Annotated in this window: 26 protein-coding genes and 1 tRNA gene; 7 read left to right on the top strand and 20 right to left on the bottom strand. The window is 40.4% G+C overall.

Annotated elements, in window-relative coordinates:
* Nucleotides 1–43: 43 nt before the first annotated feature.
* The 4 genes from CRI9333_RS19895 to CRI9333_RS19885 all read right to left on the bottom strand — a co-directional run bounded on the left by CRI9333_RS19895 (nucleotide 44) and on the right by CRI9333_RS19885 (nucleotide 2177).
* A tRNA-Leu gene (locus CRI9333_RS19895) sits at nucleotides 44–127 on the bottom strand.
* Entirely contained in the window at nucleotides 106–981 is an 876-nt protein-coding gene (locus tag CRI9333_RS25890; RefSeq protein WP_015204962.1) for a M48 family metallopeptidase, read from the bottom strand. Before CRI9333_RS25890 ends, CRI9333_RS19895 begins: the two co-directional genes overlap by 22 nt.
* Nucleotides 982–1293: 312 nt before the next feature.
* Nucleotides 1294–1716 (bottom strand): tetratricopeptide repeat protein, encoded by a 423-nt coding sequence (locus CRI9333_RS19890; protein ID WP_015204961.1) that lies wholly within the window; start codon nucleotides 1714–1716, stop codon nucleotides 1294–1296.
* Nucleotides 1717–1820: 104 nt separating this feature from the next.
* Nucleotides 1821–2177, bottom strand: coding sequence for a HesB/IscA family protein (locus CRI9333_RS19885; RefSeq protein ID WP_015204960.1), 357 nt, complete (start codon nucleotides 2175–2177; stop codon nucleotides 1821–1823).
* 349 nt (nucleotides 2178–2526) lie between these two features.
* Between CRI9333_RS19885 and CRI9333_RS19880 the strand changes: the two genes are divergently transcribed.
* The 5 genes from CRI9333_RS19880 (at nucleotide 2527) to CRI9333_RS25170 (ending at nucleotide 7551) form a co-directional block, all read left to right on the top strand.
* Nucleotides 2527–4182, top strand: a complete 1656-nt coding sequence (locus tag CRI9333_RS19880; protein ID WP_015204959.1) for a DUF6930 domain-containing protein — start codon at nucleotides 2527–2529, stop codon at nucleotides 4180–4182.
* Between the two features lie 59 nt (nucleotides 4183–4241).
* Nucleotides 4242–4862 (top strand): hypothetical protein, encoded by a 621-nt coding sequence (locus tag CRI9333_RS19875; RefSeq protein WP_015204958.1) that lies wholly within the window; start codon nucleotides 4242–4244, stop codon nucleotides 4860–4862.
* A gap of 84 nt (nucleotides 4863–4946) precedes the next feature.
* Complete coding sequence (gene zds / locus CRI9333_RS19870) at nucleotides 4947–6416, top strand: 9,9'-di-cis-zeta-carotene desaturase (protein WP_015204957.1); 1470 nt, start codon at nucleotides 4947–4949, stop codon at nucleotides 6414–6416.
* 77 nt (nucleotides 6417–6493) lie between these two features.
* Nucleotides 6494–6940, top strand: coding sequence for an SRPBCC family protein (locus tag CRI9333_RS19865; protein WP_015204956.1), 447 nt, complete (start codon nucleotides 6494–6496; stop codon nucleotides 6938–6940).
* Nucleotides 6941–7146: 206 nt separating this feature from the next.
* Nucleotides 7147–7551: a hypothetical protein gene (locus CRI9333_RS25170; RefSeq protein ID WP_015204955.1), complete on the top strand. Its 405-nt coding sequence runs from the start codon at nucleotides 7147–7149 to the stop codon at nucleotides 7549–7551.
* Nucleotides 7552–7561: 10 nt separating this feature from the next.
* On the opposite strand, the gene CRI9333_RS19855 is transcribed toward CRI9333_RS25170, so the two are convergent.
* From CRI9333_RS19855 to CRI9333_RS19840, 4 genes are all read right to left on the bottom strand, one after another.
* The gene (locus CRI9333_RS19855; RefSeq protein ID WP_015204954.1) at nucleotides 7562–8935 is read right to left on the bottom strand and encodes a glycoside hydrolase 100 family protein; all 1374 of its coding nucleotides are present in this window, start codon (nucleotides 8933–8935) and stop codon (nucleotides 7562–7564) included.
* A 38-nt stretch (nucleotides 8936–8973) separates the two neighbouring features.
* Nucleotides 8974–9213, bottom strand: coding sequence for a 2Fe-2S iron-sulfur cluster-binding protein (locus CRI9333_RS19850; protein ID WP_015204953.1), 240 nt, complete (start codon nucleotides 9211–9213; stop codon nucleotides 8974–8976).
* A 103-nt stretch (nucleotides 9214–9316) separates the two neighbouring features.
* The gene (cobQ, locus tag CRI9333_RS19845; protein ID WP_015204952.1) at nucleotides 9317–10810 is read right to left on the bottom strand and encodes a cobyric acid synthase CobQ; all 1494 of its coding nucleotides are present in this window, start codon (nucleotides 10808–10810) and stop codon (nucleotides 9317–9319) included.
* Nucleotides 10811–11015: 205 nt separating this feature from the next.
* Nucleotides 11016–11426, bottom strand: coding sequence for an Npun_F0494 family protein (locus CRI9333_RS19840; RefSeq protein ID WP_041226134.1), 411 nt, complete (start codon nucleotides 11424–11426; stop codon nucleotides 11016–11018).
* 169 nt (nucleotides 11427–11595) lie between these two features.
* Here CRI9333_RS19840 and CRI9333_RS19835 point away from each other — a divergent pair, with 169 nt between their 5' ends.
* Nucleotides 11596–12033 carry a peroxiredoxin gene (locus CRI9333_RS19835; RefSeq protein WP_015204950.1) on the top strand — a complete coding sequence of 146 codons (438 nt, stop codon included), beginning with the start codon at nucleotides 11596–11598 and terminating at the stop codon, nucleotides 12031–12033.
* A gap of 139 nt (nucleotides 12034–12172) precedes the next feature.
* On the opposite strand, the gene CRI9333_RS19830 is transcribed toward CRI9333_RS19835, so the two are convergent.
* The 3 genes from CRI9333_RS19830 to CRI9333_RS19820 all read right to left on the bottom strand — a co-directional run bounded on the left by CRI9333_RS19830 (nucleotide 12173) and on the right by CRI9333_RS19820 (nucleotide 14617).
* Complete coding sequence (locus CRI9333_RS19830; protein ID WP_015204949.1) at nucleotides 12173–12565, bottom strand: hypothetical protein; 393 nt, start codon at nucleotides 12563–12565, stop codon at nucleotides 12173–12175.
* 34 nt (nucleotides 12566–12599) lie between these two features.
* Nucleotides 12600–13487 (bottom strand): ABC transporter permease, encoded by an 888-nt coding sequence (locus CRI9333_RS19825; RefSeq protein ID WP_041226846.1) that lies wholly within the window; start codon nucleotides 13485–13487, stop codon nucleotides 12600–12602.
* 110 nt (nucleotides 13488–13597) lie between these two features.
* The gene (locus tag CRI9333_RS19820) at nucleotides 13598–14617 is read right to left on the bottom strand and encodes a daunorubicin resistance protein DrrA family ABC transporter ATP-binding protein (RefSeq protein ID WP_015204947.1); all 1020 of its coding nucleotides are present in this window, start codon (nucleotides 14615–14617) and stop codon (nucleotides 13598–13600) included.
* A 137-nt stretch (nucleotides 14618–14754) separates the two neighbouring features.
* On the opposite strand from CRI9333_RS19820, the gene CRI9333_RS19815 reads away from it, so the two are divergent.
* Nucleotides 14755–15366: a molybdenum cofactor guanylyltransferase gene (locus CRI9333_RS19815; RefSeq protein WP_015204946.1), complete on the top strand. Its 612-nt coding sequence runs from the start codon at nucleotides 14755–14757 to the stop codon at nucleotides 15364–15366.
* Nucleotides 15367–15632: 266 nt separating this feature from the next.
* On the opposite strand, the gene moeB is transcribed toward CRI9333_RS19815, so the two are convergent.
* The 9 genes from moeB to CRI9333_RS19765 form a co-directional block, all read right to left on the bottom strand.
* Entirely contained in the window at nucleotides 15633–16805 is a 1173-nt protein-coding gene (gene moeB / locus CRI9333_RS19805) for a molybdopterin-synthase adenylyltransferase MoeB (protein WP_015204944.1), read from the bottom strand.
* Nucleotides 16806–16918: 113 nt separating this feature from the next.
* Nucleotides 16919–17380, bottom strand: coding sequence for a Mov34/MPN/PAD-1 family protein (locus tag CRI9333_RS19800; protein WP_015204943.1), 462 nt, complete (start codon nucleotides 17378–17380; stop codon nucleotides 16919–16921).
* A gap of 48 nt (nucleotides 17381–17428) precedes the next feature.
* Nucleotides 17429–19573, bottom strand: coding sequence for an ATP-binding protein (locus CRI9333_RS25165; protein WP_015204942.1), 2145 nt, complete (start codon nucleotides 19571–19573; stop codon nucleotides 17429–17431).
* Entirely contained in the window at nucleotides 19563–22160 is a 2598-nt protein-coding gene (locus CRI9333_RS19790) for a response regulator (protein ID WP_015204941.1), read from the bottom strand. The genes CRI9333_RS25165 and CRI9333_RS19790 overlap by 11 nt, the downstream gene beginning before the upstream one ends.
* A gap of 254 nt (nucleotides 22161–22414) precedes the next feature.
* Nucleotides 22415–23146, bottom strand: coding sequence for an ABC transporter ATP-binding protein (locus CRI9333_RS19785; protein ID WP_015204940.1), 732 nt, complete (start codon nucleotides 23144–23146; stop codon nucleotides 22415–22417).
* 160 nt (nucleotides 23147–23306) lie between these two features.
* On the bottom strand, nucleotides 23307–23534 hold the full coding sequence (locus CRI9333_RS19780; protein WP_015204939.1) for an indolepyruvate ferredoxin oxidoreductase subunit alpha: 228 nt from the start codon (nucleotides 23532–23534) through the stop codon (nucleotides 23307–23309).
* Between the two features lie 79 nt (nucleotides 23535–23613).
* The gene (locus CRI9333_RS19775) at nucleotides 23614–24882 is read right to left on the bottom strand and encodes an ATP phosphoribosyltransferase regulatory subunit (protein ID WP_015204938.1); all 1269 of its coding nucleotides are present in this window, start codon (nucleotides 24880–24882) and stop codon (nucleotides 23614–23616) included.
* A gap of 117 nt (nucleotides 24883–24999) precedes the next feature.
* Complete coding sequence (locus tag CRI9333_RS19770; RefSeq protein WP_015204937.1) at nucleotides 25000–25965, bottom strand: J domain-containing protein; 966 nt, start codon at nucleotides 25963–25965, stop codon at nucleotides 25000–25002.
* 60 nt (nucleotides 25966–26025) lie between these two features.
* Nucleotides 26026–26844: an inositol monophosphatase family protein gene (locus CRI9333_RS19765; protein WP_015204936.1), complete on the bottom strand. Its 819-nt coding sequence runs from the start codon at nucleotides 26842–26844 to the stop codon at nucleotides 26026–26028.
* Nucleotide 26845 lies beyond the last annotated feature (1 nt).

Raw genomic sequence — 26845 nt, 5'->3', positions numbered from 1 at the left:
TCATAAGGATGAGATAATTTGTTATTTAGCTTAAGTTTTTCAATGGGCAGGGAGAGAATCGAACTCTCATGACATCGCTGCCGTCAGATTTTGAGTCTGATGCGTCTACCAATTTCGCCACCCGCCCTTGGGTTCACTTTTCTGATTATAACCTATGTTACCCAATTCTCGCAAGGACTGATAAATTTGACTACTTGCCCAGCGATCGATCTCTTTTGCCCTTAGTACTGGTACTGGATGAGTGAGTTGGGCAGTTTGGGCAGATTTGAGTAGTTCACCTAACTGAGTGTTACTAATATCATCGTATGCTCTAGCTTGTGCTAAGAAAGCATCGACGTTTAGTTGAGGTGCTAAAGTTGGTGAACCACCAGCAAGTTTCATTAACAGTGAGATAATAATTTTGGGGTCTTGAATGGCTAAAAGTGCCGCGCGATCGCAAGTAAATTCTGCACAACGCACCCACTCTAATATTTGTGCTTGTAATCCTTGCGCGATCGCACCTCCCCAAGAAGGAATTTGACCCGCAGCTAATACCATAATATTTGCCAGAGTTAGATAAACCCCATGATCGCACTTGAGGTGTCCTAATTCATGGGCAATTACAGCCTGAATTTCTTCTGGCGTTAGTAGATCTATTAAAGATGTGTGCAAGACAACAAAAGGTTGCTTACCTCGCATCGCAAATGTATAAGCGTTAGGTATGGAATGCTGGTGTACATATAACTGAGGCGGTTCTATATCCAAAATTTGGCAAGCTTCCACCAGCAATTTATGTATATGTGGCAGTTGTTGTTCACCCACCTGTACACTAGCGGCAATATTATTCAAATAAAAAAATTGTTCTGCAACTGGCCCCAGTAAATTTCGCACTAGCAAATCCATTCCTGGTAGCTGTTTTAAGCTTTTAGTTGCTTCCAAATCTAGAGGGTGACGAAATTGGTCTGCTGTTAGACCGATCAAAGGTGTTTTAGGGAACAACATAGAAAACCTTAATATATATAGGATTTAGCTGTTGGGTTAGGTGACAGTTAAGCCGATGCGATCGCACTTTATTACTAGGGTATCTAATTACTACTTAGAGAATCGTCAGCACAATCAGGAAATGAAACTTTTATTATATTTAGCGGGAGTATATTAAATTTATTGCAAAAATCAAAACTATACCCCCCTCAGTCCCCCCTTATAAAGGGGGGGAAGTAAGAAATTTATCGCTCCCGTCCCTTGATAAGGGAAGTAAAAAAATTGGCTCCCTCCCCTTACTAAGGGGAGGGTTGGGGTGGGGTAAGACACTTTTTAGCTATCAAACAGCCAATTTTTCACCTTATTTAAACTTTTCCAATCAGGTTTTCTGGTTAAACCTTCATCAAGAGTTTCTCGAACTTGCTCTTTTAATTCGCTACTGTTGGCGATCATTTGTTGAATAACTTCAATGTGTTGCCGAACACCAGCTTGACCAGTTTCCAGCATAGTCATAGCATAATTAATCCTCACTTGAGGATCGCTTGCGTCTAATTTAAGCCCTTTTTGAGCCGCTTTGTATGCCTGTGTTGGTTGAGCGCTCAACATATATAACCAAGCAAGACAAGTCCAAGCAGCAGCCATTTTAGGAGCTTGATTGCAAATGTCTTGGAACAGGGGAATCAAGGTATCTGTGCCTTCACCTGCTTTGTAACGTTCAATACCAGTGTCGAAAAGAGAATTAACTTGCTCGGTCATTTAAAAACTATAGGTAAGAATTGATCGGGAACGCAATAAAGGCAGGCAACATTAGCCCGCCCCCACAAAGGTTTTATTTTACTAATGGTTGTGTGCTAAAAACCTTAAACACCAAAAGACTTACCACAACCGCAGCTTTGAGCCGCATTAGGATTTGTGAACTGAAAACCACCACCAATCATGGCATTGCTGTAGTCCAGCACCAAACCATAGAGATATAACATACTCTTGGGATCGCAGACGATTTTAAAGCCGTCGTAGTCAGAAATATCATCGTCTTCACGAATTTGGTCAGGATCTTGGAAATCCATCATGTAGGACATCCCAGAACAACCACCTTGGCGTACACCTACCCGCAAGCATAAATCTTTGCCTTGTTGATCCCGCAAGGCAAGAACGTGCTTCAGTGCAGCTTCGGTCATCCTGATGCCTACTTGAGGCTTTTGGGTTGCTTGTGTCATTGATGCTACTACTCCTAATGGCTGTTTACTATAGATTCTTTAAGTTTGCCTGTTCACTGCTTAAAGTTGATCGGGATTCTAAGCTTGCAGGGTGTGAACCCGATTTAATCAAACTTCCTTACTATCTATGTTAACTGGTTGAAACCCTTACCATAGAAATGAGACCTAAGTAGCGAATGTTTAGACGCGCCCTGGCACATCTCTACAAGGGTGAGAGGTATCGCACCTTGAATTTCTGGAGATGTCTAATCTTAGCTATCGGCTTAAAGACCTTGAGATTGTATTGTTGAAGATGTGTATTTAATTTATAACTCGCCTCCCTCATTTTTTTATTATTTTAAGTAAGTATATGTCTGCTTTGAATCAGTCTACCCGTCGTCGGCTCAGTAACTTACACCAAACCCCTAGTGTGTGGGAAGGCGATCGCCGTCCAATATCAGGGTTGACAGATGATGATTTTGAAGACAATCGCGGTGGCGAGTGTATTGTCTGGGTGGATGGGGTGGAAGGCGTTGTGCGTGGGATGGAAGTTGTGCCATCGGAAATGGGACCAGAAGCGATCGTGCGGACTTTGCTTAAAGCAATGGAACATCCTCAAAGTCCTGCTACTCCAGCACGACCTCAGAAAATTGTAGTCCGCGATCGCGAAATTCAATTTTATCTGCGCGGAGTACTTCAAGATTTAGATATTGCTGTTGAATACGCCCCAGAATTACCCCTGATTGATGAATTGTTTCGGGGGTTTCAACAGATGGCTAGTGGTAGACCGCCTAAGATTCCGCCTAAATATGCGGATCTATTGATGGAAAAATCTTACCAAATTTGGGAAGCAGCACCTTGGGAAGTTTTAGCAGATCATCAAATTATCTCAATTACCCTCAATCAGTGGGACATCGAGACGCTGTATGTCGCAGTGATGGGGATGATGGGGATGGAGTACGGACTTTTGTTTTACCGTTCCTTGGATTCTCTCAAGCGTTTTCGTGCTGCGGCGATCGCAGAAGAATCTTTTGAACAGATGGAAGAAGCTTTCTTAGGGCAAGATTGTTTGTTTATCACTTTTGAAAGCTTAAGTGAGGATGAGGATGCAGATGATGAGGAAATTGATTATGCCGATCTGCCAGTTTCCGAAATCCAACCAAATTTTGGCACAATTAATCCCTTTGAGGGAATGCGACCATTTTTGTATGAAGAAGAAGCGATCGCACTTTATGTGGCAATAGAAGCTTTACAAAAGTTTGTCCAAGGATCTGCACGGCAACTTTCAGCCGAAACTTTGCCCAAAATTAACAAGCGTTTACGCATCACCTTACCAGAAGAAACTGGATCTCAGGAAACTATATCTATACAGGTGTCAACGTTACCTGAGTTTGAGGCAGAACTATTACAGATGATGGAATCTGCCGAATTTGATGATGAAGATTACGATGATGATGACGACGACGACGATGAAGATCTTTCAGTACCTTTGCGAGAAGATGTAGTACCTAAAGATGCCTTAAAAAGTTTGGATATAATACCTTGGGAAAAAATGGCATCTTTAAGAAAGAGTGTTGATTACTATCAGCATCAAGATGTCAAAGAAGCAGGTGAAGGTATGCCTGTAGTATTAATTCAAACTACTCTCCCCAAAGGAAAAGCGTTAATTGAACAAATCAAAGCTGATGGTGGATTAAAAGGAATTTGCTTTAACCCAGGAGAAGATCCCTTCGCAGATGAGAATTATGATTTAGGAATTCTCCAAGCAGAAAATGGCAATATGTATCTGTTTGGCGAGTTTAGTCAAGATGATGCGCTACATCTTGTTGCTAAGAAGAAGTGGGATCAGCGTTGCAAGAAAACTCAAGGCTATTGCGGTTTAATTATTGCTAAAGGACTTACGGGGGCGGCGCGTGGTAATCCTCAACCAAAGGATATGATTGCTTTGTTTGAAACGCGATCGCTCTCTGTTAAAGAATTAGGCTTAGGTCTACTTCAACTTATGTCGCATTTTGATTTTGAGTAAAAATGAAAAATGCGAGCAATTGCAACAGCCAAAAGAATTAATTTTTTCAGGAGGCTAAAATGGCTTTCAGTAGTTATAAAACTATCAGCGAAGTTCTCAAAACATTTCAGATTATTTATACTGAAGCAAACTTTATTGTTGAAAATCAGTTTAATATTTCTGATTACTTTCGAGCAGATTTAGCCTTTGTTACACAGGAGGGAGTTGTTGATAACTCTGAGTTTGCTATTTGTGAAAACTTAATTTATCCTGTTTTGAAAGAAGTTTGGAAATGCTATTACAGCAATTTTATTTTGTGGAGTCATCAATCTCTCACTTACGATCAGAATCTTTCCGGTTTTCCTGAGTATATCTTGGCAAAACGTTCTCCTCTAGGAAAAGTTGTGTTTGAAAAACCTTACTTTTTATTAGTTGAGGCAAAGCAAGATAAATTTGATGAAGGATGGGCGCAGTGTCTAGCTGAAATGGTAGCAGCACAACGACTTAATGATGAATTTCAAATCATTATATTTGGGATTGTTTCCAATGGCGATCGCTGGCAATTTGGTAAGCTTGAAGACAAAATATTTACTCGCAATCAAACTTTTTACACAATTCAGGAGCTAGATAAGTTATTTGCTGCTGTCAACTATGTTTTTCAACAGTGTGAAGCGCAGCTAAATAATCTAGTAGTTGCTTAGTTTAATAGATTCCTGTGAATCATTATTTGAGAATATTGCCAAATAATTTTAAAATTTGTAAAGAAAGTGAGAAGGACAGACCAGATGCGTGTTGCAATTGTTGGGGCGGGACTAGCTGGCATGGCGGCAGCAGTTGATTTGGTTGATGCTGGTTACTCAGTAGAAATATTTGAATCTCGCCCCTTCGTTGGCGGCAAGGTTGGCAGTTGGATAGATGCAGACGGCAACCACGTTGAGATGGGTTTGCACGTTTTCTTTGGTTGCTACTATCAGCTTTTTGACTTGATGAAAAAGGTGGGCGTATTGGATAAACTCCGCCTGAAACAGCATACTCACAGTTTTATCAACAAAGGCGGCAAAACAGGCGAATTAGATTTTCGCTTTATTACAGGTGCGCCGTTTAATGGTTTAAAGGCATTTTTTACTACGTCGCAACTATCGCTACAAGATAAAGTACAAAATGCCCTAGCGTTAGGAACTAGCCCGATAGTGCGCGGCTTAATTGACTTTGAGGGTGCGATGAAAAATATCCGCGACCTTGATAAAGTCAGCTTTGCTGATTGGTTTCGCAGTCATGGCGGTTCTGATGGCAGCATTAAGCGGATGTGGAACCCAATTGCTTATGCACTCGGTTTCATCGACTGTGAAAATATTTCCGCTCGTTGTATGCTGACTATCTTCCAGTTTTTTGCAGCGAGAACAGAAGCATCTGTGTTGCGAATGTTGGAAGGTTCCCCCTCTGAGTATTTGCACAAACCCATCATTGAATATTTAGAAGCAAAAGGCACGAAAATTCACACCCGTCGCAGAGTCAGAGAAATTAAATTTACAGGCGTTGGGGAAGAAACGCGAGTAACTGGTTTAGTAGTTGCTCAAGGGGAAACAGAAGAAACTATCATTGCTGATGCGTATGTTTGCGCCTGTGATATCCCTGGAATTCAGCGAGTGTTACCCCAAGAGTGGCGCAAGTGGTCGGAATTTGACAATATCTATAAATTAGATGCTGTTCCAGTAGCTACAGTACAACTGCGGTTTGATGGTTGGGTGACAGAATTACACAATGCAGAGGAACGCAAACAATTAAATCATGCTGCTGGAATTGATAATCTGTTGTATACGCCAGATGCAGATTTCTCTTGCTTTGCTGATTTAGCTTTAACAAGTCCTGCTGATTATTACAGAGAGGGACAAGGTTCCTTGTTGCAATTGGTACTCACTCCAGGCGATCCTTTTATTAAGCAGAGTAATGAAGCGATCGCACATCATGTCCTCAAGCAAGTTCACGAACTCTTTCCCTCTTCCCGCGAGTTGAACATGACTTGGTATAGTGTGGTTAAGCTTGCTCAGTCTTTATACCGTGAAGCACCTGGTATGGATGCCTACCGTCCAGCACAAAAAACCCCGATCGCTAATTTCTTCCTAGCTGGTAGTTATACACAACAAGATTACATCGACAGCATGGAAGGCGCTACTATTTCAGGCAGACAAGCTGCTAAAGTTATCTTGGAAAATGCTAACAATTTTGTAGTGCGATCGCCTGTAACTACAGCTTGAAGTTAGGCAAAACATAGAGACGTTGCATATAACGTCTCTACAAACCATCCCCAATATAAACTCAAATATAAAATTACATGGCTGATTTGCTAGAGCATAGTGTACAAGTAGAGGTTGATGCTCCCATAGACCTAGTGTGGAGTTTATGGTCTGATTTAGAGCAAATGCCCAAGTGGATGAAGTGGATTGACTCTGTTAAAGTTTTAGACGACGATCCAACGCTTTCTCGCTGGAAACTAGCTACTGGTGGTTTGGAATTCACGTGGCTTTCCCGCACTTTAAAAGTAATACCCCACCAAATTATCCAATGGGAATCTGTGGATGGGTTGCACAATCAAGGCGCAATTCGCTTTTATGACCGCAAGAACGGTAGCATTGTCAAAATGACTATTTCTTATGCTATTCCTGGTTTTTTGGGTAAGATCATGGATAATCTGTTTTTGGGGCGTGTAGTTGAGTCTACCATTCAAGCAGATTTAGAGCGGTTTAAAGAATATGCACTGCAAGCTAAAGCTAAATCTTAGAAGTATCAAATTATAGCAAAATTACAATTTTGATTTTTTTTAGCGCAGATGAAAGCAGATAAACGCAGATAAACGCAGATGTAGATTTGATTTGATCGACTTTTGCCAGAGATCTTGTAACTTACCAGTAAATCCTTACTCCTCACTCAAAAAACAGGCACAATAATTAGAGTAGGCGATCGCAACCTGAGTGGAGGTAGGTCAAAATGTCTATCAAAAGATTTAATTCCGGTGTCGGACTAATTTATGTATTAGTTGTCTTATTTTTTATTAGTCTGATTTTTGCTATTCTGCGGGCATTATTACCGTTATTAATAGTGGTAGGGGCAGCAGGTGGTTTATGGTGGTTTTGGAATCGTAATCAAATGCAAAAGCGCCAGCAGCAGCGTTTTCTTAATTCTGTCTTTAACCAAATTCTGACAGAAAATCAAGGGCGTGTGACTGTTTTTGATTTTGCTATGAAAACCGATTTAAAACCGCTTCATGCTAGGCAGTTTTTAGATGAATGGGCAAAAGAATGTTCTGCTCATTTTGACGTGACTGAGGAAGGTAATATTGTTTACTATTTTCCAATGGATAAATCATCTTTTCCATTTCAAAATGAACAATAAGCCAATACCTTTACATATATTCATCAAAGCTAAATAATTTTAAATGATTAGGGTTAGCAATTAGTTCTTTTGCTAACAAGTAACCCGCAATTGACCAAGTTTGATTTTTTCTAGCTTCTTTACCAATAAGTCTGCCAGTTTTCCCATCATAATATTCTGCCCAGCCATCTTTACTTAAGCTTTTTTCCGCTATTTCAATTGCTTTAGCAGCAACCTCACCTTTGCCAATTTTTTGTGCTGCTGCTGTTAGCATCCACATTAATACGGGCCAGTTACCGCCATTGTGATAAGACCAAGGTTTATTTTTAGGATCGCATCCAGTAAGCAACCGCCATGCTATATCTTCCAAGGCGGGAAAACAAATCTTCATTGGCATATTGCCGATTAAATCATCCCATCTTTCTATAATTAAATTAAAAATTGCTTCTGACTGTTGTTTAGTAGCTAGTGAAGCAATAATTGCTATTAAATTGCCAACAGCAAAAAAACGACAATCTATTTGAGATGGTCCTAAATTACCTGCTAAGTAACCGCCTGATGCTGGCAACCATTCAGTTAAATTATGGAAAGGGATAGAATCTGAATAGATATTAAAATGATTAAGAGCGTGTTCTCCGTATTCCTCAACTTTATACCTATAAATTGTATTTAAACGTTGAGGATCTATCCAATAATTATCTCTAATATGGTGTAGTAATAAATTAATATGATTATGTAGTATTTTAAGTATTTTTTGATTATCTTTGTTAGGATATAGTAATTCACGGGCAGCGCACAAGCCAGCGTAAAATAAAGATTGAATATCTAAGGGATAGCCATACATTCCCATCCGTCGATCAATCATACTCGCGCCATCTGGAACTAATAGCGTGGGATACATATCAAATTTAGTTACTAAGCAAAGATCTAAAATTAATCTAATACCTTCTTGGAAATCATCTCGATAAACTAAATCAGTATCTTTGCTAGCATGGACATAAGCGCGTAATAAAATCATCCACCAGAGACAAGAATCAACAGGGGCAACTCTGGCGATCGCGTGTTCACCAAAATCAGCTTTTAACTTTTCTTGTCCATCAACTAATTCTACTTTAAAACTAGCTGCAATTAAACCTCGCGCAGGCTGAGAGGAATTAAATTGCTTTTCTTTGGGTTGTAGTTGTAAAGTTACTTCTAGAAAATTGCGGACAATATCTGTTCTACCTTTAATTAAAAAAAACAGTGCTGAAGAAATGAAATCGCGGACAAAACATTGATCATAATTAAGAGCAATTAACTCTTGATCGCAAGCTGCAACTGTTCCAACTGGACGATTTTGATAATAAATAATAGATTTTTCGAGTAATTGTTCAGCTTCTTCTAACAGTAATTGTTCTGCGATCATAACTAGATAATTTATTCTTGTTGAATATTAATTAATTTCTACCAGGTTGGATCAGAATAGAGGTTGATAGTTAAATGCGATCGCCCTGCGGGTACGGATGAAATGCAAGCACATATAGCTTCACCATCATCTAGTTCTACCTCACAAGCATGACAAGACCCCATCAAGCAACCTGTAGGAATACACACACCAGCACGTTGAGCAACCTTAAGTATAGGTTCTCCTGGTTCAGCTTCAATTATTATTTCATCTGGTAAAAATTCTATAGAAACACTCATACTATTTATAATTAGTTAACTATATCCATTTAAAAATATAAATAACACATTTTCGGATTATAACACTAAGATGTATTATTTAATAAACTTTTGTCTTTCTCATTCATCTAGAAGGTGGTAGAAATAAAGTCAGGTCTAAATAAGTTTCAACAGTATCGGCTAAAGAATTTAAAACTTCTTCCCTAGTTTCCTCATAATTAGGAACAACTGTAGGTAAAGCTTTTAATCCTTGCTGCTCACGAAGATAATTTAACCAAGTACGTCTCCAAGCACCATTATCAAAAATACCGTGTAAATAAGTACCCCATACTGATTGATTAATATCGACAATTCCTAAATCAGAATCATCAAATAGATATTGATAACGCTGGGGTGATGATACTTTTTTTGGATCTAAAAATTCAGTGTTACCTTGATGGATTTCATACGCCGTAACAGGTAAATCAGCCTGGGGATATTGAGACTTTACTGAGCGTTGACGAGCAATTTTATCAACTGTCATTACAGTAGTTAATGGTAATAATCCTAAACCATTACATATTTTTGTTTCACCCTCGATTCCTTGTGGGTCGGAGATTGTTTTGCCTAACATTTGGAAACCGCCACAAATTCCCAGAATTGTACCACCTGCGGCGATGTAATTTTGCAATTGTTCTGCCATACCAGCTTCTTGTAATACCATTAAATCAGAAATGGTAGTTTTAGAACCAGGTATAATTACTGCATCTGGATGTCCCAAATTATCTTGGGGTGCAATATATTTCAGGTTAACACTAGGTTCTGCTTCTAGTGGGTCAAAATCAGTAAAATTAGCAATTCTTGGTAGGCGGATTACTCCAATAGTAATATCAGTATTAGTTTTTCGGGAGCGGCGATCAAGTAGATCTAGAGAATCTTCAGAGGGAAAGATTTGGTCAATCCAGGGAATTACACCAATAACAGGAATACCAGTATATTCTTCTAGCCAAGTAATACCAGATTCAAGGAGCGATCGCTGTCCTCTAAACTTATTAATTACCACACCCTTAATTAAAGCTCGTTCCTCTAGTTCTAACAACTGCAAAGTACCGACAACATGAGCAAAAGATCCACCTCTATCAATATCTACTACTAACAGCGTCGGCGCATTCAAATACCGCGCCACACGCATATTAGTTAAATCACGATGTTTGAGGTTAATTTCTGCTGGACTACCCGCACCTTCACAAACAACTAAATCAAACTTTTCCGATAAAATTTGTAGTGACTCTTGAATTGCTTGCCAACCTAAATCAAAGTACTTCTCATAATAATCAACGGCGGTAACTGTTCCGACAGCTTTCCCCTTGAGAATAATCTGAGAAGTCATATCTCCTTGAGGTTTGAGTAAAATTGGGTTCATCTCTATTGTTGGTGTAACACCAGCAGCCCAAGCTTGCACCGCCTGGGCGTGACCAATTTCTCCTCCTGTAGCAGTAACATAGGCATTTAAAGCCATATTTTGCCCTTTAAAAGGAGTCACCCGCCAACCGCGCCGTGACAAAATCCGACAAATAGCAGCACAAAGTAGAGATTTTCCTGCGTGGGAAGTTGTTCCCACTACCATAATTGCTTTCATTTTTAACTATTAGACTTCTTGCAAAAATTAGTTATACCATCTGTGTTTATCTGTGTGCATCTGTGCTACATCTGTGGTTAATTATCCAAAATTTGAGTTATAACCTATCCGAACAATAATTAATCACAGAAAATATCTGCGTTTATCTGCGTTTATCTGCGGTTAAAATCTCTTAAAAATACTTTTCCGATGAGTAAGTCCTAAATTAAAAAGGTAGTCTTAACCAGCGAGTCAAGGTATTAGAAAGCAAATCTAATAAAGATGGCGCAGGTATAATACCACCATTTGGCTCGTATTTTTCTACTAGCTGACGACCTAACGGTGTGAGGCGAAAACTATCAGTAATGCCTTGTCCATCTACTTCACGGCGTAAAATGCCTACTTGAATTAACCAAACTAAAGCATTTTCCGCCCCTAATTCCGATAATGGACGTTTAGTGTAATTATGCTGCACACCCGAGTCAGATGCGATCGCCTGTATTGGCACACTCGTAGAACCCATACACACAAATAGATACAACCGGAAAGGAGAACAGCGCATCGCCCTTTCTGCTCGTGCTACAGTGCGACTAGGATATTCAATTGATTGGGAATTTTTAGACTGAGTAGAAATCATTTTAACTAGCAGTAAGTTATAGCAGAGAATCATCGGGAGGCAAAACCTCTACTTCCTCGTTCCCAAGTTCAACCTGGTAACGATTATACTAAGGCTCCACCTTACCTAAGTCGTGAGCTTGTAGAATTTATAAGCATAAAGAATTATAAATTTTAAGGAAACGCAATCAATGGCATTAACAGTCGGCACAACAGCACCAGAATTTACAGCAAAAGATACCAACGGCAACACCGTCTCATTATCTAATCTTGCAGGTAAAAAAGTAGTTTTGTATTTCTACCCCAAAGATGATACACCAGGCTGCACTAAACAAGCTTGTAGCTTTCGAGATAATTATTCCGCATATCAAGGCAAAGATATTGTGGTGCTAGGTATCAGCAAAGATGATGAAACCTCTCACCAAAAATTTACCGAAAAATACAATCTACCTTTCCCTCTACTTGCCGATGTTGATGGCAGTATCATCAAAGCTTACGACGTTGACGGTGGCGGTTATGCCAAGCGTGTCACTTATGTAGTTGATGAAAACGGCAAAATTATTCACGTTGATTCCAGTGTCAAAACTGAAACCCATGCCAGCGATATTTTAGCTGCTGTGGGTGCTTAATCAAAATAGGGGTAGGTTTAACAAATAAGTTGTTGTGGAAACAAGAATAATTTGTTAAACCCACCCCCACCATTGCCTGTATTTCATCAATTTAAAACTGCTGTAAAAGTAGGGCTAGAGATAACATTAGCCCTACTAATTAGTTTTTTTTTTGCACAGAAGATCCTGATCCGGTGGCTGAATTTTGGTTCATCTTACGAATCATTTCTAATTGTTGCTTCTTGAAATCATCAGTCGCGCTATTAAGATTGGTATTTTGTTCTGCGGAAAACTCCTCATAAGTGCGGAGAGCTCCCAAATTAGCACGATGAATCAAATCTAAGGGATTAAAACCACCATTATTTGAGCCTGTTAAGGGGTCTTGTTCCTGAGTTTTAAATTCATCTACTTGGGTAGAATATGTAGGGTAGGCTGCTTGCGCCCAAGATACTTGAGGCAGCAAGCAGGATGCAAATCCTATGCCAGCTAGAACAGTTAAAGATGTTCTAGAAAAAAGCTTAGTTAAGATGGGAAATTGGTTTTTCATCGTCATAGCCAAATTTTTTACGAACTATGATGATTTTATCCTACGCGAATCTACGGCGTAGTAGTGGTTGAATTGCGGTTAACGCTACTGTGGTAAATCCTAGCAGTACGAGTAGGGAGCCTCCGAAGGTGACAGCACCCCAAGGCGCTTGCATGACTACACTACCCAATGTCCAGTTGTTATGGGTATATAGATAGCGAATAGGCTCTATAGCATAACTTAAAGGATTCAGAGTAGCTACAATTTGTAACCATTGAGGCATAAATGATAAAGGCGCAAGGGCAGTACTAGCAAATAGCAGTGGTAAATTCGTTACAAAAATTACTGCAATTAGCTCAATATGACCTGGTAAAGCAAAAGATAAACCCAAGCTTAAAGCAGTAACACCCACAACTAGCAACAAGATAATTAAAGCAATCATCCCCAAACCTAATAAATTAGGTAAACCTGTACCAAGTAAGGCACTTGCTGTCACAATTGCTGCTGTCTGGATAAAGCTGAGGGCGATAATATAAATTGCTGATGCTGCGACAATTGAATATCGTGATACTAGAGGCGCTACCAGCAAGCGGTTGAGAAAGCCAAATTCTCTGTCAAACATTACAGGTAAGCCCGCATTTAAAGCACCAGCAAAAGCTGTGAAGACAATCACGCCCGCGCCTAAAAACTTGCCGTAAGTTAAATCGTTACCAAATAATCCTTGGGGGGCATTTTGAAATAGCGCCCCGAATAAAAACAGCCACATTAACGGCTGAATTACCCCTGCAATTAATGTTGAGGGACGGCGTTGCAATTGAATAAACAAACGTTTTGTTAAAGCGAGGGTTTCCTGAATAAACTCACCAATAGCATTAGGTGTACCACCGCTTTGTAATGTCACCTGTGGTTGCAAGCTAACATTTGATGGAGGAGTAATAGTTTGGCTCATATCTTTTATTTTGTTTGTGTTTTTCTGTTTGAGATGCGATACTCCTGCGGAGTTGATTCGCGCAAAGCGCACGCTATTCGAGCGCATCTTTGCAATTTCTAAAATTACATCTATCGCATTGCCTGTTTTTTCTCTGCTTTCAAATCACGACTACCACTAGCTGCTAGTTCTGCATCTAATAGAGTACGACCTGTAGCAGCGAGGTAAACATCATCTAAACTAGGTCGAGATTGAGCAATCCCAAAAATCGGTAAATTTGCATCTTTGAGAGATTGCTGAACCTGCATCAAAGCATCGTTTTGTGCCTTCACCACCAAGTTTAACGAGTTCCCCTGAGCAGTATTAATAATCACTTCTTGCACAAATGGCAAGGATGAAAGCATATTTTTGGCTTTTTCTGCCTCTTCTGTAGGAGAAAATTCGCGGATGCGGAGAGTTATGCGATCGCCTCCCACTTGATCCTTCAACTCAGATGGTGTACCATTAGCAATCACTACCCCTTGATCAATAATCGCCACTCGGTTAGCTAAAGCATCAATTTCTTCTAAATAGTGGCTAGTAATTACAACTGTCGTACCTGCATCTCGCAATTGGCGCAAGAAGTTCCAAACTACAACTCTGCTTTCAATATCTAACCCTACTGTTGGTTCATCCAAGACTAAAACATTTGGTTGATGCAACAAGCCAGCAGCTAAATCTAGACGCTTGCGTAAGCCACCTGAATAATTACCTGTCTTTTTATCTGCGTATTCCTGCAAGCCTAAAACAGCCAACATCTCATCAACTCTTTGTTTCGCTATCTTATTAGGTAGGTGATAAAGTGCAGCTTGCAATTCTAGGAGTTCCCGCCCAGTCAATACTTTATCTAAGGCAACTTCTTGAGCTACATAACCTAACTTTTGCCGTGCAGCCCTGGGATTATCAATTACAGAGATACCAGCTACCTCAATTTTACCTGCATCGGGTTTCGCCAAAGTACACAAACATCTAATTGTGGTGGTTTTACCCGCACCGTTGGGACCAAGTAGCCCAAAGATTTCCCCTGGTTCTACCTGGAAGGAGACATCCTTAACGGCTTGGATTGAGCCGTAGTGCTTTTGAAGCTGTTGAATTAAAACGGCTGGAGCCATGAGTATTTATATGTCTACAGGAGTTGATACAAAACTATACAATTTATACTTCTATTTTAGTACCTCAGTAATCACGCTGTCGGTACGGAAGACTCTACACTACCACTTAGCGTAAATCAGTAGGCTTTTGCAGTGCTATGAATAATCAACAACTAACTGCCATTGTGTTAGCAGGGGGGCGAAGTTCTCGGATGGGTAGAGATAAAGCTTTAATACCCATCCAAGGTACGCCACTAATTAGACGAGTTTGTGAAGTTGCTCTTGGGTGTACTTCACAAGTTTATGTTGTCACGCCTTGGATAGAAAAATATCAAGAAGTTCTACCTGCCAACTGCCAATTAATTTTAGAATTACCTATAGGAGAAGAAACTCAACCACATGGCGCATTGGTTGGTTTTTCCCAAGGGTTAAGTTATGTCCAAACTGATTGGGTATTATTACTTGCTTGTGATTTGCCACGTTTGCGAGTAGAAGTATTACAAAATTGGGTAGAGCAATTAAGTAATCTTTCACAAGTAAGTAGCAAAGATTATATTGCTCTTATTCCCCGAAGCCTTAAAGGATGGGAACCCTTATGTGGTTTTTACCATTGCCGTTGCTTACCACTGCTGACAGAATTTATTAATCAGGGAGGGCGCTCTTTTCAAAAGTGGTTAGCTCAACATCCTGTGAAGGAATTGCAGGTAATTGATAGCGAGGTATTATTTAATTGCAACACACCTAATGATTTAGCAGAGATTGAGCAGTAGGTAAAAAAGAGCTTAATAGCAATTTTCCCTGAAAATACTACACATCAGGAAAAGGGCGGGTTTTTAAAAGTTATATGTCCAACACAATAGTTATAAACCGCAGCAGCGATCGGTAACAACAATAAAATAAGCCCCAAGCCACTAACGCGCAAAGCAAAACGTAGCTTGGGGTTCCAATTGTTAAGTTCTTGATGAAGACGCTGTTGATTTATCGATCCAGATTGATAGTCCTGCATCCCAATAGCGTCTTCCTAGAGACACTTTAATTAATATTCAAGCACAGAAGAATCAACTTCACGACTCCACGCCGTAATCCCACCTTTAACATTTGTACCTTCAATGCCTGCTGATTTTAGAATACCCAACGCCTTAGCAGACCTACCACCCAGTTTGCAATGAGCAATTAAGCGATGACCATTGAGCAATTCCTTAACTTTTTCAACACCTTTACCGCTTTCAATGTCTGGTAATGGTACTAAAACAGCGCCAGGAATTTGAGCAATTTCATACTCATTCGGGTTACGGACATCTAGCAAAACAAAATCATCCGCACCACTATCGAGTAACTGCTTAAGTTCTTGAACAGTCATTTCAGAAATTTCCAATTGCTGTTTAGCCTCCTCTGCTTTTGCTTGGGGAATACCGCAGAAATGTTCGTAATCAATTAATTTCTCAATTACGGGTCTTTCTGGGTTAGGACGCAGCTTTAACTCCCTAAACTTCATTTCTAAGGCGTTGTACAACAGCAAGCGCCCACTTAAAGTTGTACCTTGTCCCAAAATAATTTTGACTGTTTCCGTTGCTTGGATAACGCCAATCATTCCAGGTAGAATTCCTAAAACTCCGCCTTCAGCACAGGAAGGAACCATTCCTGGTGGTGGTGGTTCGGGGTAAAGGTCACGGTAGTTGGGACCACCTTCGTAGTTAAAGACGGTTGCTTGACCTTCAAAGCGGAAGATAGAACCGTAAACGTTAGGTTTATCTAGCAATACACAAGCATCATTAACTAGGTAGCGTGTGGGGAAGTTATCTGTACCATCCACTACGATGTCATAAGGTTTAATGATGTCCAGGGCATTTTCAGAAGTTAAGCGGGTTTCGTAAAGGTCAACCTGACAGTGTGGGTTGATTTCCAAAATCCGGTTTTTGGCAGACTCAATTTTGGGTTTCCCTACCCAAGATGTGCCGTGAATTACTTGGCGTTGCAGGTTGGAAGTATCTACGATATCAAAATCAACAATACCGATACGCCCAATACCAGCAGCAGCTAGATACAGCAGTAGCGGCGCACCTAGTCCACCTGTACCAATACACAACACACTGGCAGCTTTGAGGCGTTTTTGCCCTTCTAGTCCAACTTCGGGCAAGATTAGGTGTCGTGAGTATCGTTCGTATTCTTCTTTAGTTAACTGGATTTCATCCAGATTTGGATTCAGCATGACAACAGGAGGTACGCAGAGAGAAGTAATAGCCTATTTAACCTACAATAGTCTTTTTATTTACTCTTGTGGAACGATGCGCGGATGTGCGTGTGTAGGTTTAAACACAGTTGTTAATGAAATGTAATAATTTCTTCTGCTTGGAATTGATGGGTGTCATCTAGACACCAACTGCGAATATCACCAGCTTTGCCTTGCACTACGGAAACAATGATATAAGAATATTCTTGCCAAGCATAAGTACGGTCAAATTCCGAAGGAATTGCTGGATAATCTGGATGGGAATGGAAAAAGCCCACAATATTAAGCTGAGATTGCCGTGCTGCTTTTTGTGCTTTTAACATATCTAAGGGTGCGATCGCAAATCGCCGCCTTTTACTTGTTACCACTTCCGCATCTACATAATCATCTGCTGTTTCTGCACTCCAAGCATTCTCTGTCTGCCAAACTTCTACTACTGTTTTGTCAGTACTATCCATTTTTCCTAACATAATGCCGCAACACTCTTCTGGATAAGTGCTTTCTGCATGATTAATAATGGTTTGGAGATGTTCTGGAAGAAGTTTTATCGCCACTACAATTAAAAAAATACTAAACAAGTAGTTATTTTATTTTCTCGCAACTCAACCTTGAGTATTCATTCCACCGCTCAAAGCGCGTAAAGTTTCTGCTTTATTGCTAGAAATACTTTGTTCATTCACAAGTGACTTCTCCGTAGGCAAATTTTTGTAAGTGTTCAACGGTAACCTAACTGTAAAAGTTGTACCCCTCCCCACTTCAGAATCAATAGTGATACTACCACCGAGTAAGTCTACTGATTTTTTGACAATTGCTAGTCCTAATCCAGTGCCAGGAATATTACCAACATTTGTGCATCTATGAAAAGATTCAAACAGCCTTTGTTGATCTTCTACAGGAACACCTATTCCTTGATCTTGAATTTGGAATACGGCGACTTCATCTGAAACCATCAGCTTAAACCTAACTACACTTCCTAATGGTGAATACTTGATAGCATTAGATAATAAATTACTAAAAATATGGCGTAGCGACTTTTCATCTGTAAATGCAGGTAACTTTTCGGGGGTGTCGCCGTTAGAATTAGCGCAACTAATAAACGTTATAATGTGTTGCTTGCCATCACTTATTTTGATTTCTTGAGTTAAATCATAACAAAATTCTCCTAAATCAATCCAAGTAGGATTACTAGCAGTTTTTCCGGCTTCAGTTTTAGCAAGAACTAGCACATCATTTAACATAGTCGTCATATATTTAACGCTCTGCTTGATGCGCTGCAAATAACTGGTTTTTTTCTCTTCTGTCCATTTATGACCGTAATATTCAAAAGATTCAGCAGCAGCCAAAATGGTAGTTAGTGGTGTACGAAACTCATGGGAGGCAATAGAAATAAAGCGGGATTTCAGTTCGCTAAATTCTTTTTCTTGCTGGAGTGCTTGATAAATATTCGCTTCTGCTTGCTTGCGCTCTGTGATATCGGCGGCAATTCCAACTATGCGGTAAACTTGACCTGTAGCATCAGAGATAGGAAAAGCGCGATCGCGTATCCAACGAATTGTGCCATCCGGTTGCACAACCCGATACTCCTCGTCGTAATTACCTAATCTCTGTTTAGGCAAAGCAGCAATTACACGCTCTCGATCCTCATCAGGAATAGCATCAAGAAAAGATTTAGCATTTCTATAAATACTCTCACAACTAAAACCCCAAATCTTTTCGTATGCAGGACTAATATAAATTATTTTGTTTTTCTCAGGGTCTCTTATCCAAAAAACATCGTCAATATTTTCCGCTAATTGGCGGAATCGTTCCTCTCTTTCTTGAATCGTTTCTAAAAGTTCAGCTTGGGCAAGGGCAAGACTTAGCTGATCAGCTAGTTGTTGCAAAAGTTCTATTTCTTCAGCAAACCACTCTCTACTACTAGAATAATGATGAGCTATCAGCAAACCCCAAAGTATTTCCCCTTTAAGAATCGGTACTACTAACCTAGCTTTTATCCCTAACTTTTGTAACAATTGCAAGTGATCGGGTTTTAAATTAGCTTGTTCTAAATCTGCAATCTCATCAAACCATCCTTGATAAAATAGCTGTGGGTAAGGTTCTGGTAAGCAAGGATCGCTGATGTATTGTCCCAACATCTTATGGTTGCTCAAAATTCCCTGCTCAGAGACAACAGTTCCAGAGCCATCGGGATAAAAGCGATAAACTAAAACTTGATCGCAGCCAAGGAACTGCTGCACGTCAACCACAGTAGTATCGAGAATATCTTTAAGATTTAAAGAGCGACGGATGTGCTGGCTAATTCCAGTGATCAGTCGCTCTCTAAGGAAATTACGCTGTAATTTTTCGGTAGCGCGACTAGCCTGTAGCATACGACGGACTCGTTGACGTAGCACCGCCCAGTGAATCGGTTTAGTAATAAAATCGGTAGCACCTACATCAAAAGCTAGATCTACAGATGTCTCATCATTGAGACTGGTAATCATTAATATGGGAGTGCTAGCACCTCTAGGCAGCTTTTGTAATTGACGGCAGCAAGTAAAGCCATCCATAATCGGCATAATTGCATCTAGCAGCACCACATCTGGTTGGTAGCGAGTGTAAGCCGTTAAAGCTTCTTTACCATTACTTGCCTCTACTACCTGGTAGCCATCTTGCTCCATCACAGTAGTTAGCTGCATCCGCATGAATCTGTCGTCTTCTACGATCAAAGCTAGTGGGGAATCTTCCTGATTAGGACTAAAATTCATGGTGCTGTTTTTCCCTTTCCAAAGCCACCTTAACTCTGTTATACTCCGCTTCCATCTGTGAAATGCTTTCCGAAGCACTATTCATCATTCCAGCTTGGGCGAGAATTTCTAATTTATGGGATAAACTAGCCAGATTAGTAGCACCAAGAGCAGCACTGCTTGCCTTGAGTGTATGGGCTGCATGACGCAATTGTGTAGAATTAACAGTTGCGATCGCACTATTGATTGATTCTAATAATTTTGGTGCATCTTCAAGGTAGCAATCAATTAACTTAACAACTATCCCTGAACTTTTTTTGCCCATTGTGCTACAAAAAGATTGCAATATTTTGTAATCAATCGCACTTGGAATTAAGGAGTTGGTCAAAGGCGACTGTTCATCATCCGACTTAAGTATTAATGCTTGTTCTTGGTATTCCACAGCCTCTATCTTACCAGCTTCAAGCAATGGCAAATCTTTTGGCTGACACTTACTCAAAGCATCATATAATTCAGCTAATTGGATAGGCTTGCTGATATAATCATCCATCCCCGCCTGTAAACACTCTTCCTTATCGCCTTGCATGGTATTTGCTGTCATAGCAATAATGCGAGGACGCGCAGTAGGGGCATATTCCGCATTAATTTGACGAGTTGTTGCTAATCCATCCATCACTGGCATTTGGACATCCATCAGCACCACATCATAAGCTTGACGTTGCAAAGCTTCCAGCACTTCCAAACCATTAGCAGCAACATCAGCTAAATATCCGATTTGTTCTAGAAAGTACAAAGCTACCTGCTGATTAACACTATTATCCTCAGCTAAAAGAATCCGTAAAGGCAACTGTTTTGCTAGTTGAGAGTCAAAGCTTGTATGTAGAGACGCGCAATTGCGCGTCTCTACCTTGATGGGCTGTTGAGCCAAAATATCGTTCAATGTATTGAATAGTTGAGATTGTTTAATTGGCTTGTACAAGAAAGCTGCAAACTTAACTGCGTCTACTTCTGATCCAATTTCTAATTTACCTAACGAACTCAACATTACTAAAGGTAATTTTTCACCCTTTGGTAAGCCGCGAATTTCCCTTGCTAGAGTCAATCCGTCCATTTCTGGCATTTGCATATCTAGAATTGCCATGTCGAAACTCTTACCTTCACTGAGCAAATCTAAAGCTTCAGCGCCAGAATTAGCAGCATAAGTAAGCATTCCCCAAGATTGCCCCTGTAGCATCAAGATTTCGCGGTTGGTAGCATTGTCATCGACAATCAATAGCTGCTTACCAACCAACTGAGGCGGAATTATATTTTCTTGGGCTAAAGAACCGTCAGCAACAGATGGAGCAATTATCGTGAAATAAAAGATCGAACCTTGTCCAACCGTACTTTCAACCCACATTCGACCCCCCATGAGTTCCGTTAACCGTTTACTAATCGCCAGTCCTAACCCAGTACCTCCATATTCACGAGTTGTTGAAGAATCAACTTGACTAAAAGACTGGAACAGACGATCCATCCGTTCTGTAGGAATACCAATCCCTGTATCCTTGACAGCAAATTGCAATTCGTAGCAATTTTTAAGATGAGGATTTTGCTCGATATTTTCCCCTGCTGGCAATTGATGGGAAGTTATTGAAACTAAGACTTCCCCATCCTTGGTGAATTTGACAGCATTACTTAGTAAATTAATTATAATTTGCCGCAGTCTTGTAACATCGCCGATTAGCTTTTTGGGCGTATTTGGTTGAATTATGTATGCTAATTCTAAGTTTTTTTCTGCTGCTTTAGGGGCAAGTATATCGAGTGATTCCTCTAGGCAATTTAAGATATTAAAAGGTTGTTTTTCTAACTCTAGTTTTTGAGACTCAATCTTAGAAAAATCTAAAATATCATTAATAATAGTTAGTAAAGCTTCACCACTATGACGAATTGTTTCAACAAAGTGTTGTTGCTGAGAAGTTAGTTTTGTATTTAGCATTAATTCCGTCATCCCAATTACTCCATTCATTGGAGTGCGGATTTCATGACTCATAGTTGCCAAAAATTCACTTTTAGCACGGGTTGCTTCCAGTGCAGCTTCTCGTAAAGCCAATTCAGTTTCCACCGCTTTTTTAGCAGCTAGTCGCAATTCTAGTTCATCAATAACGATCGCAGCTAATTCTTGAAGAGTTGCTTTTTCTGCCTCTGTTATTTCACGGGGTTGTTGATCAATTACACATAGCGTTCCCAAATTAAATCCATCACTGGTTTGCAAAGGGAATCCTGCATAAAACCTTAGCCCAAAATCTCCAGCTACTAAGGGATTAGCTAATGTGCGAGGGTCTACTTTAGCGTCTACAACCGTGTAAACGTTATCTTGCAAAATCGCACTAGCACATAATCCTGGTTCCCTTCCAATCTGCTTTACCTCTAACCCATGATGGGACTTAAACCAAATTCGGTCATGATCAACAATGCTAACAATTGAAATGGGAACTTGAAAGAACCTAGCGGCTAGGGCTGTAATGCGGTCAAAAGCACCATCTATAGGTGTATCAAGAATATCATAGCGATGCACGGCTGCTAGTCGCTCTGATTCATTGGCAGGAATGAGCGAATCTTGGTTCATTACATTAATTAATGTTATTTTTTAGTTAAAAGTACAATATTGATAGGAAATTAGCGCTACTTTTGATCAGCAATTTGCTGTTAAGGCAGCGCTTACTATTTATAGTTCCCAGTTACAGCAAACGAGTAACAGTTAAAAAATTAAGTATTGATAACTTAAGCAGATTTAAACAGTTAATAAGTAGCTGGATGAAAATAAACTTAACATGATGGCTGGCGATTGATCATGGGTTATGGTTAATTGTTAATTGGTTGTTAGTGATGTTTACCCGCTCCCAGATATAATTCTGCCACTTTGGGGTCATTTAACAATTCTGAGCCAGCGCCAGTAAAGCGATCGCGTCCTGTATCCAACACATAACCCCGATGCGCCATTGCTAAAGCTTTACGCGCATTCTGTTCTACCAAAACAATTGCCGTTCCCCCTTGATTAATTTGTTTAATCTGCTCAAACACATTAGTTACTAACAAAGGAGACAAAGCAGCAGAAGGTTCATCTAATAATAATAAGCTGGGTTCCAGCATTAAAGCTTTTCCCATTGCTAACATTTGGCGTTCACCACCAGAGAGTGTACCAGCACGTTGCGATCGCCGTTTAGCTAAAACTGGAAAAGCCTCAAAAATCTTTTTTTTCAGTGGTGACAAAGCATCTTTACGGATAAAAGCACCCATTTCTAAATTTTCTTCCACACTTAAAGAAGGAAAAACATTAGAAATTTGCGGTACATAGCACATCCCACGTTTAACAATTTGATTTGACTTTAACCCAGAAATAGTTTCGCCTTTAAAATTAATTTTGCCCTGATGGGGAGTTAGCAACCCAAAAATCGCCTTGGCTAGAGTTGATTTACCTGCACCATTAGGTCCTATCACAGCAACCAATTCACCTGGATAAATTTTAAAATTTATACCTTGCAGGATATCTAAATCTTTAATATATCCAGCCCAGACATCTTCAACTTCTAATATAGGAGCAGAATTATTCATAAATTAGCGGTTAGCTTTTAGCGGTTAGCCGGAAGCTTATACAGATAAACACATCATTGTTATATATACCAGCCAAATTACTATTTAGCCAATAGCCAAAAGCAATCAGAGGAAACAACTTCTAGCTGAGTGCTTATTGCTAATTGCTAACCGCTAATTGCTATTGTGGGGTTTTTTGTAAGTCAGGACGTTCTTCTGGGACAATTGCCCCTTCTACCGGACAAACTTGCAAACATATACCACAGTCAATACAAGTAGTAAAGTCAATCCAGTACCAGTCAGTACCCTTAGCATTTTTGCTAGGACCATCGTGAATACAGGCGACAGGACAGGCATCGACACAATCAGCAACGCCTTCACATATATCAGTGACAATTGTATGCGGCACGGTGTTCTCTCTGTTTGTTGTAAAGGAAGGCGACTGCTTCTAGATTAGCAGTTAGCTTTTAGCGATTAGCAGAGCAAAGTTAACTGTTAACTGTTTCTATTTCAGTGTTACCATCAGTTTTCACCCACGCAATGCGACCGATGTGACGATCGCAAGCATATTCCCGAATTTCTGTCTGTTCGCGCCCGACTAATTCCATTTCCACCCGCACTAAATTATCAGCCGCTCTCAGTTTTTGAGCATAAGCCAAAGCAGCCGCCTCAGCTTCGGGTGTTGTTGGTACAACTAACCAATCGCTTGCGGGTGTATGACGGGGTAACTGACCATTAAATAGTAGTACCTGATGCAATTCTTCGATATTGAGAGAAAAACCTATCCCTGGATATGTTTCTCCTTGGGGATGGTAAAGACCCAGCAGTTGATCATAACGCCCGCCCTGCCCTAAAACTCGCGCATTTATTCCAGCATCACTGACAACTTCAAACACAATGCCAGTGTAGTAGTCAAAAGTTTGAATTAAGCTCAAATCAAGAATTAGTGGCAAAGGAGAAGTGCAAGTCTGATTAAGCAGTTCCACTAAAGATTTGAGATTATTAACGCTCTGACGACCGGATACATCTAAATCTAAGCTGGCGACTCGTTGCAAAACATCCTCTGGGCGACCACGCAGATCAAACAAAGATAATGCTAGTTGCTGCTGTTCTTCCGATAGAGGGAGATTTTTTAAGGCTATATAGTCAAGATTAGCAATACAGCAGCGTACTTTATCTTGTAATGCTGTGGGGAAAGAAGAAAGAAGCGATCGCGTTAAACCTGCTTCCCCTAGAATTAAATGCCACTGCTGTAACCCTAACTGCCCAAAACAATCTGCCAGCAACAGCAAAATTTCCGCATCCGCCAATATCCCAGCCGCGCCAATTAGTTCGACCCCAGCTTGAAAAAACTCTTGCTGGCGACCATGATGACCCACAGGAGATCGGCGAAAGACATTAGCGTTGTAGTACAGCCTTTGGGGGGAAGCGGCTCCCATACGGGTGACAGCAGCCCGTGCGATCGATGCCGTTAATTCTGGGCGTAAACCCAGGGTTCCTGCTTCTGCATCCTCTACCTGTATAACTGTTGCTGGCTGAATTGCCCCACCAGCCATTAAAGTATCCAGCCTTTCTAAAGTAGAGGTAATAATTCGGTGATAACCCCACCGATGAAACACTTGCTGCAAGCCTTTTTCCACCCAACGTTTTTGGGCAACATCAAGCGGTAGCAAATCCCTAGCACCAGGTGCATAAAAGTTTAGTCCTCTGTCATCTCCTTTTTGAGCGGAGAACGAAGTGGGTGGTTGATAAGTCATTATTTAATTATTCAGCTATTAGCTTCGGTGCAGTCGGCTTGAAAATTATAACTCTTGCAACAGTCATCCTTACCCTTACAGAGACGCGAAATTTCGCGTTTCTACTTGGCTAAATCTTTACTTCTTCTTGCCACCAAATAAACCACCAAATAAACCCCCGCCAGAGTTATCAGAGGGTTTTGCATTAGTTGCTTTGCTTTGATTTGACTGTGATTGCTGGGATGTCTTACCCGTGACTGACTGTTGAAATTTATCTAGTAATTGTTTAGCTTGTAATGCTTTTGGGTCTTTGGGATTCAATTGCAAAGCTTTATTAATGTGAACTTTAGCCATTGTTCCCTGATGTTGCTTCAAATAAATCATCCCCAATAAACTATGGCAGGTACTATTATTGGGTTCCAAACTCAAAGCATCCCGTAACTCCAAAATCGCCTTAGCCAAATTATTCTTACTCACATACTCTTCAGCCCTCTGAAGATAAGGAGTAACTGGCGATGTGGGGGACTCCGCAGGTTTATTTCCAGAAACAGGTATGTTTTGGGTTGTTTGTTTTGCAACTGTGTAGTTAGCACTTCCAGCAGTTGTGATTGTTTTGATGCCTTGACCTTCTTTGTACATCAAGAAAACCATATTTAGCTCACTAATTTGAGCAATGGTTTCTATTACCTGATAGAAAGAGTCATACTGTTTTGCTGCCAATTTTCGCAACAAATTCTTATATAAACTATCTAAATTAGCACCTGCTTGTGCTAATTCTTTGGCGGCTAGGCTAGTAATTTGCGCTGTAGCGGGTTCGGTGGCTAGACGCTTCCCTACATGACCTAGCAACACCAAATATTCGGCACGGTTACGAGACTTAGATAGTTCTGAATATGCAGGGCTGACTAACTTGGAAAACAGTTGCTTGGCAAACTCTTTTTCCTCTGGCGTTTCTGCTGCACAAGTATCGGGGTGCAATAGACGCGCCACCAATTTATAACGTTGACGTATTTGATCGGGGTCAGCATCAACTGGCACACCTAAAATTGCATGGTGGTCAGTGAGATCTAACTTAAATAGTCCTTGTTCAATCTTAAAAGACATAGCCGCCTGTCTGAGCTTTTTGCCTGCTTATAGTATGTCGTAGATTTATCTTGTTTGACCTCAAACTTTTAAGGGAGAAATCTGTAAAAGTTCATCACTGAGGCTTTCATGGATGTAACTATTGGTTGCGAGAATGCGACCAGAATGGATAACTAAAGGACTGCGATCGTATGCTGTGACTGTACCTCCGGCTTCTTGTACTAATACTATTCCGGCTGCTATATCCCAGGGGGATAGTCCACGCTCCCAATATCCGTCTAAGCGTCCACAGGCAACATGAGCTAAATCAACCGAAGCTGCCCCACTGCGCCGAACTCCTTGTGTCAGGTGGGTCAGGTGGCAGAATTCAGCATAATTATTATCTGCTGTTTCCCTTCTATCATAAGCAAAGCCAGTCACTAATAAGCTTTTGCTGAGGGATGATGTTTGAGAAACTTGAATTGGTTGCCGATTGCGAGTTGCTCCTAAGCCTGTAGCAGCGCGAAATAATTCGTTATGAAAGGGATCAAAAACTACACCAACTTTAGGAACTCCATTAATTAATAATCCAATTGAAGTTGCGAAAAAAGGATATTGATGTGCGTAGTTAGTTGTGCCATCAAGAGGATCGATCGCCCACAAATATTCACTGCTATTATCTCCCAGTTGACCAGATTCTTCTGCCAGGATTGAGTGCTGTGGGAAATGGCGTTTGATTATTTCTAAGACCGCATTTTCGGCGTATTTATCTGCTTCAGTTACTAAATCACCTGGTCGTCCTTTTTCTTGTACTGCTTCTAACTTACCCCAATATTTTTGCAAGATTGCACCACCAGCTAAGGCTGCTTCTGTAGCAATATCCAGAAAAATTTGTAACTGATCCGGAGAATTTTGACCCATG

The sequence above is a fragment of the Crinalium epipsammum PCC 9333 genome, from assembly GCF_000317495.1.
Taxonomy (GTDB): Bacteria; Cyanobacteriota; Cyanobacteriia; order Cyanobacteriales; family PCC-9333; genus Crinalium; species Crinalium epipsammum.
This window is presented reverse-complemented; position numbering and strand designations above follow the sequence as displayed.